Genomic DNA, 12079 nt, shown 5'->3' with positions numbered 1-12079 from the left:
GCGTCCACTTTATCATCGAAGTTGTGTTTTGACAACTGTCTAAGATTAGATAATTAACGCACCCAAAGGAATGTGATTTCAGTGAAGAAGTTTCGTGAAAAACAGTGGCCGGCCCTGATTGCCTGGCTCCTCATCGTGATCGTGGCCGTGGTCACGCTGCCCAACGTCTCGGCGCTGGTGCGCCAAAAAGGCGCGGTCACCCTGCCGGCCAGCGTTCAAAGCAGTGTCGCCGACCGGATTGCCAAAAAGGCCAACGGCAACAAGAACGTTCGCACGTACACCGCCGTTTTCAGCAACGGCAGCCACAAGCTGACCGCGGCGCAAAGCGAGCGAATCGATGCCGCCTTGACCGCGCTGCACAGCCAAAAGCACCTGAACGTGCAGACAGTGCTCGCGCCCAACGCCAACGCCCAGACCAAAAAGCAGCTGATTGCGGCGGATCGCACCACCCAACTGGCGCAGATCACCGTCAAGAAGACCGGCACGGTCAAGCCGCAGGTCGCGGCACTGACCCACCAGCTGAAGGTGGCCGGGGTCAAGACCTACGTGACCGGGGTCGACGCCTTGAATGACGACTTCTCCACCGTCACCGAGCGGGGGATCCAAAAAACCGAGGTGATCGCGATTGTCTTCATCTTCGTGGTCTTGATTCTGGTGTTCCGCTCGCCGATTGTGCCGGTGATCTCGCTTTTGAACGTCGGCGTGGCCTTCATCACCAGCCTGAGCATCGTGATGAACCTCGCGCAACACGCTGGTTTTCCGATTTCAAACTTCACGCAGGTCTTTTTGGTCGTGGTTTTGTTTGGGATTGGCACCGACTACAACATCTTGTTGTACGATTACTTCAAGGGTGAGCTGGCCAAGGGGCAATCGGCCCAAGACGCGATGCGCGCGACCAGGCACCACGGCGGTCGCACGGTCCTGTATTCCGGGGTCTCGGTCCTGATCGGCTTTTCCGTGCTGTGGCTGGCCAAGTTTTCCTTCTACCAAAGTGCGTCGGCCGTGGCCATCGGCGTCTTGGTGCTGCTGCCCGTCTTGCTCACGCTGAACATGTTCTTCATGGCCACGCTTGGTGAGCGGCTGTTTTGGCCGAGCAAGGTGGCCGGCGGCAGCACGAGCTCACGGCTGTGGCACGGCCTTTCCAAGGCCGCCTTGGCCAGGCCGGCGGTGATTTTGGCCGCGGTCTTCGCCCTGGCGGTGCCTTTTGCCGCCACCTTTGGCGCCGAGGAGAACTTCAATAGCGCCGACGAGCTGCCGAGCAGCTACCCGAGCAAGGCCGGCTACGTCGTCATTCAAAAGCACTTCTCCAAGGGAATGACCGCCCCGGCAACCATCTACATTCAAAGCCAGTCGCGCCTGGATACGCCGGCCAAGCTTGCGGCCATCGACGCGCTGACGCAGTACCTGCAAAAGGAGCCAGGGGTGAAAACCGTCGCGAGCGTCACCGAGCCGGGTGGCACCAAGATCACGGCGATGTACCTGAAGTCGCAGCTGGCCACCATCACCCAGGGGCTGGCCGCCTCGCAAAAGGGCCTGGCCCAGATCAAGGCCGGCCTGAGCGGGGCAACCACGCAGCTTGACGCCGCCAACCTCGGCGCAAGCGTCAAGCAGGTTCAGCAGCTAGCCGCTGGCACCCAGCAGCTGGCAAGCGGCGCTAAAACGCTGAACCGCGGCCTGGGAACCTACACGACCGGCGTTCAAAGCGCCAACGTCGCGGCCGGTCAGCTGGCCAGCGGGGCGACCAAGACCGCCGGCGGCGCCAAGGCGGTCGCAAGCGGCGGCCAGGCCGTGGTGAGCGGCGCCACCCAAGTTGCCAGCGGCGCCAAGACGGCGGCCGCCGGTGCCGGTCAAACCGCGACCGGCAGTGCGACACTGGCCGCTGGGGTGACCACCTTGACCCAGCAGCTACCGGCCCTCACCAGCAAGTTGACGCAGCTGCAAGCCGGTACCGGCACCATGAGCGCGGGGATGCAGACCCTTCAGTCCAAGGTGGATCAGCTGGCCAAGCTGGCCGATTCGATGTCTGCCATGATGCCGCTGATTACCGCGGCGACCAAGGGTCAGCTTTCCGCGGCGGCCATCACCGAGCTGCAAACCGCGGTGACCCAGTTGACCGCTGGGGCCCAAACGATGAACGACCAGGTGACCGCCTTCACGGCCACACTGCCAGCTTTGTCCGGCAAGGTCACGCAGCTGACCACCGGGACCCAGGCGCTGGCCACGGGGACGAAGAACCTGGCTGGCGGCACCAATCAGCTGGCCGCAGGTGCCACGCAGCTGGCGTCTGCCAACGCGCAGCTGGCGTCTGCGGGTACGCGGTTGGCTGCGGCCAACACCGTTTTGGCCAGCGGCCTCAACCAGGTCAGCACCGGGGCCGCCCAAGTGGCGACCGGGGCGCAAACGCTCGATGCCGGTGCGTCCCAGGTCGCCTCGGCTAACACCCAGCTGGCGCAAGGGGCCGGTCAGCTACACGCCGGCACCCAAAAGCTCGCCGGCAGCAGTCAGGCCCTGACCGCGGGGGCGCAGACGCTAGCCGCCGGCAACACCAAGGTCAACGCCGGGGTTCAGCAGATGAAGACCCAGATGTCCGGGTTGGTCGACCAGGTCGGTCAGCTTCAAGCCGGCCTGAAAACCGCGACCAAGGGACTGGGAACCCTTCAAGGCGGGAACAAGGCGATGCGCCAGTACCTCGGCGGCCTGCAAGGCTCCTACCTCGGTTCGGCTTTTTACTTGCCGCAGTCTAGCATCGACGCCAAGGCCTTTGCGCCGGCCCTGGCCGCCTACATGGCCGCGGGGCGCAAAATCACCACGCTGACCGTGGTGTTTACGGGCGACCCGAACTCGAGTGCCACCGACCGCCAGTTCACCACGCTGAAGCGTGACTTGAGTGCCGAGCTCAAGCACGGTAAGCTGGCAGGGGCCACGGTTGCCATCGGTGGTCAAACCGCCCAGGACCACGACCTGCGTCAGCTGGCCAACGGTGACTTCACCCGCACCGCGGCCATCATGGTGATCGGGATCGGCCTGGCCCTGATTGTGGTCACCCAGTCGCTTTTGCAGCCGCTGAACATCATCGGCACCTTGCTTGCGGCCTATGTCAGCGCGATGGGGCTGACCCGGCTGGTTTCCGCTCACGTGCTGGGTCGCGCCATGCTGACTTGGAACACGCCGTTTTTCACCTTCATCATGCTGATGGCCCTGGGGGTCGACTACAGCATCTTCTTGATGATTCGCTACAAGGATAACGCGGCCGAACCGGATCTGAAGTCGCGCATGCTGAAGGCGGCGACGGCCATTGGCGCCGTCGTTGTATCCGCCGCCATCATTTTGGGCGGAACGTTCGCGGCCCTAATGCCAAGCGGCGTCACCACCCTGATTCAGGTGGCCCTGGGCGTGATTTTCGGCCTAGTCATTCTGGTCATCGTCTTGCCGCTGACCATGTCGGCCTTAATCAGCCTGACCGATTGGCACGAGCGGCGGGAACACGCCATCCACTGATTCGCCGCGAAAAGTCGCCTTGACCGGCGACTTTTTTGGTATCATGGGCCTGATAGGGGGGAAAGCTGATGACAACAGTGGCAATCTTTTGCGGGGCGGCCTCGGGCAACCGGCCGGCCTACGTGGCGGCGGCGCGGCGGCTGGGCCGCTTCGTGGCGGCGCAGCACTGGACCATGGTATACGGCGGCAGCGGCAATGGCCTGATGGGGGCCGTGGCTGAGGCCGCACTGGGGGCAGGGGGCGACGTGATCGGCATCATGCCGCAGAACCTTTACGACCGCGGTGCGGCACTGCCAGGGCTCAAGCACCTCGACGTGGTGGCCGACATGTCGGTTCGCAAGCAGCGGATGCTGACGCTCGCGGATGGCTGCATCGCGCTGCCTGGCGGTCCGGGGACCCTGGAGGAAATGAGCCAGGCCTTTTCGTGGACGCGGATTGGGGATTTTGCCGGGCCCTGCGCCTTTTACGACGTTGGCGGCTACTGGCGGCACCTGGCCGCGATGCTCGACGACATGGTCGCCGCCGGGTTTTTGACCGCCACCGACCGCAGTAAACTCCTTTTTTCGCCCGACCTGACCGCCATCGCCGCCTTCATGGCCGCCTACGAGCCGCCGGCGGTTCGCCGCTACCGCTGAGCGGTGCTTGCCAACCAGGCGGCGTGTGGTATAATGAGAGACAAATAAATCGGTGCTGAGAAAAAGGGTGCCTGACAAGCGGCGTTCAGCGAGCAAGGGGGAGTGTAAGCCTTGCCGCCGCGCAGGTCACCGGCGTTTTCGAGCCAGCAAGCAAGCGCAAGGCCTCGGCCTTGAAGTAGGGTGGAACCGCGTGGAAGCGTCCCTATGTCAACTTTGGCATAGTGGCGTTTTTTTGTGCCACCGGCCGGCACCGGTAATCAAAGGAGAACACCATGACAGAGAAAATGAGCGTCCAAAAGATGATCCAGACGCTGCAAAACTTCTGGGCCGACAAGGGCTGCATGCTGATGCAGTCCTACGATACGGAGAAGGGGGCCGGGACCATGAGCCCGTACACCTTCCTTCGCGCCATCGGCCCCGAGCCTTGGGCCGCGGCTTACGTCGAGCCTTCCCGCCGCCCGGCCGATGGGCGCTACGGGGAAAACCCCAACCGCCTGTACCAACACCACCAGTTTCAGGTGGTGATGAAGCCAAGCCCAAAGGAAATTCAAAACTACTACTTGGACTCCCTTCGTGCCTTGGGCATCGAGCCTTTGGAACACGACATTCGCTTCGTCGAGGACAACTGGGAGAACCCATCGATGGGCTGCGCCGGTGTTGGTTGGGAGGTCTGGCTTGACGGCATGGAAGTCACCCAGTTCACCTACTTTCAGGTGGTGGGCGGCCTGACCGTGTCGCCGGTGACCTCCGAAATCACCTACGGGGTGGAGCGGTTGGCCTCTTACATCCAAGACGTCAACAACGTCTTTGATCTGGAATGGGGCGACGGGGTGCTTTACGGCGACATCTTCAAGGAGCCTGAGTACGAGCACAGCAAGTACAGCTTTGAAGAAAGCGACCAAGAGATGCTTTTGGGCTTCTTTGACGCCTACGAAAAGGAGGCCTGGCGCCTGATGGACCTTGGGCTGGTTCACCCGGCCTACGATTACATTCTCAAGTGCAGCCACACCTTCAACCTGCTGGACGCGCGTGGCGTCGTGTCGGTGACGGAACGCGCCGGCTACATGAACCGCATTCGCAAAATGGCCCACAAGGTGGCTCGGGCATTCGTCGCCGAGCGTGAGAAGCTCGGCTTCCCGCTGCTGAAGCACCAACAGGAGGTAAAATAATGGCTCACAACTATCTGTTAGAAATCGGCTTGGAGGACATGCCGGCCCATGTGGTCACCCCAAGCCTCAAGCAGCTGGCCGATAAGGCGGCGGCCTTTTTGAACGACAACCACCTCGCCTTCGACCGCATCGAGCAGTTCGCGACGCCGCGGCGCCTGGCGATTCTGGTGTCGGGGCTGGCCGCCAAGCAGGCCGATGTTGAAGAAGACGTGAAGGGCCCGGCCAGAAAAATTGCGCAGGACGCCGAGGGCAATTGGAGCAAGGCGGCCATCGGCTTCACCCGCGGTCAGGGCATGACCGTGGATGACATCACGTTCCGCGCGATCAAGGGCGTGGATTACGTCTACCTGCACAAGGCCATCGCCGGCAAGCCGGCCGCCGCACTGCTGCCGGGGCTGATCGACGTGGTCAAATCCTTGACCTTCCCGACGCGCATGAAGTGGGGGGCCAACGACTTCGAATACATTCGCCCGATTCACTGGCTGGTGTCGCTTCTGGACGACCAGGTGATTCCGATGCAGCTGCTGGACATTCAGGCCGGCCGCCGCACCGAAGGCCACCGCTTCTTGGGCGAGCCGGTTGAGCTGGCCACGGCCCAAGATTACGTGCCGGCGCTTTTGGCACAAAAGGTGATCGTCACCCCGGCCGACCGCAAGGCCAAAATCGCGGCGCAAATCGCCGCCATCGCCGAGGCCAACGACTGGACCATCGACTTGGATGCGGATCTGTTGGAAGAGGTCAACAACCTGGTGGAGTGGCCGACCGCCTTTGCCGGTCGCTTCGATGAGAAGTACCTCGCAATTCCCGAGGCGGTGTTGATCACCTCGATGAAGGACAACCAGCGCTACTTTTACGCCCGTGACGCTGCCGGGCGCATGGTCAACGCGTTCATCGGCGTTCGCAATGGCAACACCGAGTATTTAGACAACGTGATCGCCGGCAACGTCAAGGTGCTGACCGCCCGGCTGGAGGACGCCGCGTTCTTTTACGCCGAGGACCAAAAGAAGACGATTGCCGATTACGTCGCACGGCTTCAGACGGTCAGCTTCCACGACAAGATCGGCTCGATGGCCGCCAAGATGGCCCGAGTCAAGACAATTGCGGGGCTTTTGGCCGACCGCGTCGGTTTGGCCGAGGCCGACAAGGGACACCTGCTGCGTGCGGCCGAGATTTACAAGTTCGACCTCGTCACGGCGATGGTCGGTGAGTTCGCCGAGCTGCAAGGCGTGATGGGTCAGGTTTACGCAACGCTGGCCGGCGAAGATCCAGCCGTGGCCCTGGCCATCAAGGAGCACTACCAGCCGATTTCGGCCGACGGTGAGCTGCCGACCAGCACGGTGGGGACGTTGCTTGCGATCGCCGACAAGCTGGATTCCTTGATGAGCTTCTTTGCCGTCGACCTGATTCCAAGCGGCTCCAACGACCCGTATGCCCTGCGGCGCCAGGCCTTTGGCATTGTGCGGATGATTGCCGCACACCACTGGTCATTCCCGGTCACCGCGGTGCAACAGGCGGTGGTGACGGCACTTTCTGCCGCCGACCAAACCAGCGGCCTGGATTACGCCCACAACCAGGCTGCCCTGACCGACTTCATGCGCGACCGCGTCGCCCAGTACCTGTCTGCGACCACCAGCCGACACGACATCTTGGATGCCGTGGTCAACAGCACCACGGTCGATGTGGCGGGGATGATTGACGCCGCCGCCGTTTTGACCAAGCACCAGGATGACTCGGACAACAAGGCCGTGATGGAGGCGCTGGGCCGCGTTGTGCGGATCGCCGACAAGCAGCCGGTCAACGTCGCCGTCGACTCCGCCTTGTTCGAAAACAGCACCGAAAAGGCCCTGCACGATGCGATCAGCGCGGCCAAGAGCGGCTACGGCGATCAGCCAAGCGAGGCCAACTATCAGGCCCTGCGCGGCCTGACCCCGGCGATCACGGATTACTTCACCGAAACCATGATCATGGCCGATGACCCGGCCGTCCGGGCGAACCGCCTGTCCGAGCTGACCGGCCTAGCCGCGATGATTCACCAGTTCGGCGACGTCACCGCGGTGATCGTGAAGTAACCAGCCGGATTTGACACCCCGGGAAAAACGCGTATACTATAGCTTGTATTAGTGTGCGGTAAATCAAAAAACGAAAGTCGCATTTCTTCACAGAGGTGCGACTTTTTACCGCTAATCCGGCAATCGACCACAGACTGGGGGTGAGCGCATGGTGATGATCCCGAACGAAACGATCGATCAGGTCCGCAACACGGTCAACATCGCCGATTACATCGGCCAATACGTCAGCCTGCACAAGCAGGGCCAAAACCTGTTTGGCCTGTGCCCGTTCCAGCAGGAGAAGACGCCGAGCTTCTCGGTGTCCGAAAGCAAGCAGATTTTCCAGTGCTTTTCGTGTGGTCGCGGCGGCAACGTGTTCAAGTTCGCGATGGAACACGACCACCTGACCTTCCCGGAGGCGGTGGCCAAGGTCGCCGAGTTCGCCCATGTGCCGCTTGGTGTCACCATCGACGGGCCCAAGCGCCAGGAAAGCCAAGCCGTCACACGCCAAAAAGAAATCCTGAAGCTCGTCACCGAGCTGTGCCAGCACATGCTGATGGGGACCAAAAGCGGCGAGCCCGCCTTGGCCTACGCCACCAAGCGCGGGTTGAGCACGGCGACGCTTGAGCACTTTGCGGTGGGGTACTTGCCCAAGGACCGTACCTTGCTCAAGAGTTTCCTGGACAGCCACGACGTCGATTACGCCGAGCAACGGGCCTCGGGTCTGTTCGTCGAGGATCAGGAAGGCAAGTTGTACGACCGCTTCGTCGACCGCCTGATGTTTCCGCTGCGCGACGTTTACGGCGACGTGATTGGCTTTTCCGGTCGCCTGCTGAGCAAGGCCGAGGGCGTCGCCAAGTACCTGAACAGCCCGGAAACCGAGCTGTTCAACAAGCGTGACGTCTTGTTCAACCTCGACGCGGCTAAGGACGACTTCAAGCAGGCAGGCGGGGCCATTTTGTTTGAGGGCTTCATGGATGTCATCTCCGCTTACCAGGCTGGGGTGACCACCGGCATCGCCTCGATGGGAACCAGCCTGACCGCCGAGCAGGTTGAAATCATCGCCCGCCACACCAAGCGGCTGACCATCTGCTACGACGGCGATGCGCCGGGACAAAAGGCGGCGGATCGCGCCTTGAGCCTGGTTCGCCAGCACCCGCGGCTGGCAGTCGGCGTCGCGGTGCTGCCCGAGGGGCTGGACCCGGACGACTACATCCAGCAAAAAGGCGCGGCGGCCTTTCAAAAGCAGGTCGAACACACCGTCACGCCAATCGGCTTCAAGCTGACCTACCTGGCCGCGGGGCGCGACCTCACCTCCGATCAAGACAAGTTAGCCTACATCGACCAGGCCCTGCGCGAGGTGGCCGGGGAGGGCGACCCGGTGGCCCAGGCGGTGTATCTGACCCAGCTCAGCGAGCTGACCGGGGTGCCGACCAGTGCCTTGCAGCAGTCGCTGCAGGCGCAGGCCCCGCCGGTCAGCACCGCGGCGGCCCCGGTCGACTTCGGGCCACCGCCGCCGGAAGCAGCCGACTTCGCTGGTCCAACCGCGGCGCCTGCCGCTGCTCACTACGACCGCTACGAGTTGGCCCAGCGCCGGCTTTTGCAGATGGCCTGGCGCGATGCGGACCTGGCGCGGCGGCTGCACAATCAGGCCTTCCAGTTCCCGACGGCGCCTTACCAGGACCTGTTTGACGCCTGGCTGGCTTACGCGCATGGCACCGCGACGCCCAGCGTCGCGGGGTTCATCGACACGCTGGCACCACCGCTTGCGGCGGTGGTGTCCGGCATCGACATTGAGCCGCTGCCGGACGGGCCGGACTCGGTGGTCGATGAGCTGATCGACCTGGTCGGTACCGGCCGCAAGGTGGCCACGCTGGCGCAGGTCAAGCAGCGCCTGAGTCAGGCCCAAACGCTAGGCGACACGGCCCTAGTGCGTGAGCTGACCGTGCAGTACATTAATCTCAAAAAAACCGTGTGATCCAGTTGTTACCCAAGGCGCCGAACCTGCGCCGGCTAAGGAGGAACTTTAATGGCTGAAGAGACGACCAACAAAAAGTACCAAACCGCAGTAAAACAAATCATCAAGGATTACAAAGCCAAAAAACAGATTACCAACGAGGAGTTGGTGACCCAGATCGTCAAGCCATTCGCCCTCAAGAGTGAAGCCGTCGATGAACTGATGCAGAACATGGAGGACAATGGCATCTCCGTGGTCGACGCCAACGGTGACCCGTCCGAGCGCTCCTTGAAAAAGGAAAAGAACGTCTCCAAAAAAGAGTTGTCCGATATGTCCGCCCCGAGTGGCGTCAAGATCAACGACCCGGTTCGCATGTACCTCAAGGAAATCGGGCGCGTTTCGCTTTTGACCGCCGACGAAGAGGTCGCCCTGGCGCTTAAAATCGAGCAGGGCGATCAAGAGGCCAAGCAGCGGCTGGCCGAGGCCAACCTGCGCTTGGTGGTGTCCATCGCCAAGCGCTACGTCGGGCGGGGCATGCAGTTTTTGGACCTGATCCAAGAAGGCAACATGGGGCTGATGAAGGCCGTCGAGAAGTTCGACTACCGCAAGGGCTTCAAGTTCTCCACCTACGCGACCTGGTGGATTCGCCAGGCGATCACCCGCGCGATTGCCGACCAGGCCCGGACCATTCGCATTCCGGTTCACATGGTCGAAACCATCAACAAGCTGATCCGCATTCAGCGCCAGCTGCTCCAAGACCTCGGCCGCGAACCAACCCCCGAGGAAATCGGCGCGGAGATGGACATGCCGACGGACAAGGTGCGTGAGATTTTGAAGATTGCCCAAGAGCCGGTGTCGCTTGAGACCCCAATCGGGGAAGAGGACGACAGCCACTTGGGCGACTTCATCGAGGACCAAGACGCCACCAGCCCTGAGGACCACGCGAGCTACGAGCTGCTCAAGGAGCAGCTGGAATCCGTTTTGGACACCCTGACGGACCGCGAGGAGAACGTCTTGCGCCTGCGCTTTGGGCTGGACGACGGCCGCACCCGCACCCTTGAGGAGGTCGGCAAGGTCTTCGGTGTCACGCGCGAGCGGATTCGCCAGATCGAGGCCAAGGCGCTGCGTAAGCTGCGCCACCCGAGCCGCTCCAAGCAGCTCAAGGATTTCTTGGAATAACCACAAAAGGCGCCGGTCGGCGTCTTTTTGCGTGTCGTGGCCGCACGGGTCATGTATACTGGAAGCAGTTAAAGATGAGGAGCAAAACTGTCATGGAAAAAATTCACCTGTCCCCGCGGCTGCAGCACATCGCCAACTTCTTGGGCGACGGCCGGCGCATCGCCGACATCGGCACCGATCACGCCTACCTGCCGATTCAGCTGGCCCAGTCCGGGCTGATCGATTTTGCCGTCGCCTCGGATATCGGCGCCGGGCCGGTGGCGATTGCCAAGGCCAACGTGGCGGCCAACGGGTTGGAAGAGACGATTGAGGTGCGGCAGGCGGACGGCCTGGCGGGGCTCACCGCCGCCGATGGCATCGACACCATTTTTATCGCCGGCATGGGCGGCCTGCTGATTCAAGACATTTTGACCGCGGGGCTGGCCCAGCTCGACGGCACGGAGACGCTGGTGCTCGCGCCCAACCGCGACGACGAAACGGTGCGGACCTGGCTTGCGGCCCATGAGTTCGGCATCCTGGACGAGGACCTGCTGGAAGACGGCGGCCACGTCTACCCGATCATCGTGGCCGGCCAGACCAAGCCGGAGGTGCCATACACCAAGTCCGACCTGATCTTGGGACCGGTCCTGCGCAAGCGGCGCAGCCCGCTGTTTTTGAAGGAGCTGGATCACCGCATCGCAAAGACCCAAGCGGTGCTGGAAAGCCTGGCCCAGTCCAGCCAGGCGCTATCGGCGAAGAAGGAAGAAGAGACCAACCGGCTCGCCTTGTTCGAGGCCGAGCGTTAGGAGAGAGACATGCTGACAGGCCAAACGATTATTGACCGCCTCGAGCAGTTCGCCCCCAAGACCCTGGCGGTGCCAGGGGACCCGGTGGGCATTCAGATTGGGGACGCGACCGCCCCGGTTCACACGGTGATGGTGACGCTTGACGTGCGGCCGGAGGTGGTGGACGAGGCGATTGCCAAGAACGTGGACATGATTGTCGCCCACCACCCGGCGGTGTTTCGCCCGCTTCAAAACCTCGACTTCGCCGATCCGCAAAAGCGCATGTACGCGCGGCTGATCGAACACCACATTCTGGTTTACGCGGCTCACACCAACCTCGATCGGGCGACCGGCGGGATGAACGACTGGCTGGCCGCGGCGATGGGGCTGCAACACGTGCAGCCCTTCGTGGCCAGTGGCGATTTGGCGAACATGGGCCGCATCGGCGACCTGTTGCACCCGCAACCCCTGGGCGACTTTGCCCGTGAGCTCAAGCACGTGTTCGGCCTGCGCGGCCTGCGGGTCGTGGCCCTTGACCTGACCGTGCCGGTTGCCCGCGTGGCGGTTTTGGGCGGTGACGGGGGCAAGTGCTACTTGGATGCCTTGGCCGCCGGGGCCGATGTGTTCGTGACCGGTGACGTGTACTACCACACCGGCCACGACATGCTGGCGGCGGGACTGCCGGTGATCGATCCCGGCCACCACGTCGAATCGATCATGAAAGCGCAGGTGCGAGGGCTTTTGATCCAATGGGCCCAGGCCGCCAACTGGCCGGTGCAGGTGCTGGCGTCGCAGCTCAACACCGATCCCTTCACGTTTTGCTGAGCCC

7 protein-coding genes and 1 pseudogene are annotated in these 12079 nt (G+C 62.5%); all 8 read left to right on the top strand.

Annotated features, from left to right (window positions below; translation table 11 throughout):
* Positions 1 to 81: 81 nt before the first annotated feature.
* Positions 82 to 3465: pseudogene (locus NUH19_RS00950) on the top strand (MMPL family transporter); the annotation flags it as partial.
* A gap of 101 nt (positions 3466 to 3566) precedes the next feature.
* Positions 3567 to 4133, top strand: coding sequence for an LOG family protein (locus NUH19_RS00945; protein WP_262314685.1), 567 nt, complete (start codon positions 3567 to 3569; stop codon positions 4131 to 4133).
* Positions 4134 to 4405: 272 nt separating this feature from the next.
* Positions 4406 to 5302 carry a glycine--tRNA ligase subunit alpha gene (gene glyQ, locus NUH19_RS00940; protein WP_262314684.1) on the top strand — a complete coding sequence of 299 codons (897 nt, stop codon included), beginning with the start codon at positions 4406 to 4408 and terminating at the stop codon, positions 5300 to 5302.
* Positions 5302 to 7371 carry a glycine--tRNA ligase subunit beta gene (gene glyS, locus NUH19_RS00935; RefSeq protein ID WP_262314683.1) on the top strand — a complete coding sequence of 690 codons (2070 nt, stop codon included), beginning with the start codon at positions 5302 to 5304 and terminating at the stop codon, positions 7369 to 7371. Before glyQ ends, glyS begins: the two co-directional genes overlap by 1 nt.
* 148 nt (positions 7372 to 7519) lie before the next feature.
* Positions 7520 to 9328: a DNA primase gene (gene dnaG, locus NUH19_RS00930; protein ID WP_262314682.1), complete on the top strand. Its 1809-nt coding sequence runs from the start codon at positions 7520 to 7522 to the stop codon at positions 9326 to 9328.
* A gap of 51 nt (positions 9329 to 9379) precedes the next feature.
* On the top strand, positions 9380 to 10486 hold the full coding sequence (gene rpoD / locus NUH19_RS00925; protein ID WP_262314681.1) for an RNA polymerase sigma factor RpoD: 1107 nt from the start codon (positions 9380 to 9382) through the stop codon (positions 10484 to 10486).
* 92 nt (positions 10487 to 10578) lie between these two features.
* Complete coding sequence (locus NUH19_RS00920; RefSeq protein ID WP_262314680.1) at positions 10579 to 11271, top strand: tRNA (adenine(22)-N(1))-methyltransferase; 693 nt, start codon at positions 10579 to 10581, stop codon at positions 11269 to 11271.
* 9 nt (positions 11272 to 11280) lie between these two features.
* Complete coding sequence (locus tag NUH19_RS00915) at positions 11281 to 12075, top strand: Nif3-like dinuclear metal center hexameric protein (protein WP_262314679.1); 795 nt, start codon at positions 11281 to 11283, stop codon at positions 12073 to 12075.
* Positions 12076 to 12079 lie beyond the last annotated feature (4 nt).

Origin of the sequence: Lacticaseibacillus parakribbianus (assembly GCF_025490915.1) — a bacterium.
In the GTDB taxonomy this organism is placed as follows: Bacteria; Bacillota; Bacilli; order Lactobacillales; family Lactobacillaceae; genus Lacticaseibacillus; species Lacticaseibacillus parakribbianus.
Note: the sequence above shows the minus strand (reverse complement) of the source record. Positions and strands in the feature narration are given on the sequence as shown.

Coding starts and splice junctions, on each gene's coding strand:
- NUH19_RS00945 (WP_262314685.1), top strand. CDS start 3,567: ATGACAACAGTGGCAATCTTTTGCGGGGCGGCCTCGGGCAACCGGCCG.
- glyQ (WP_262314684.1), top strand. CDS start 4,406: ATGACAGAGAAAATGAGCGTCCAAAAGATGATCCAGACGCTGCAAAAC.
- glyS (WP_262314683.1), top strand. CDS start 5,302: ATGGCTCACAACTATCTGTTAGAAATCGGCTTGGAGGACATGCCGGCC.
- dnaG (WP_262314682.1), top strand. CDS start 7,520: ATGGTGATGATCCCGAACGAAACGATCGATCAGGTCCGCAACACGGTC.
- rpoD (WP_262314681.1), top strand. CDS start 9,380: ATGGCTGAAGAGACGACCAACAAAAAGTACCAAACCGCAGTAAAACAA.
- NUH19_RS00920 (WP_262314680.1), top strand. CDS start 10,579: ATGGAAAAAATTCACCTGTCCCCGCGGCTGCAGCACATCGCCAACTTC.
- NUH19_RS00915 (WP_262314679.1), top strand. CDS start 11,281: ATGCTGACAGGCCAAACGATTATTGACCGCCTCGAGCAGTTCGCCCCC.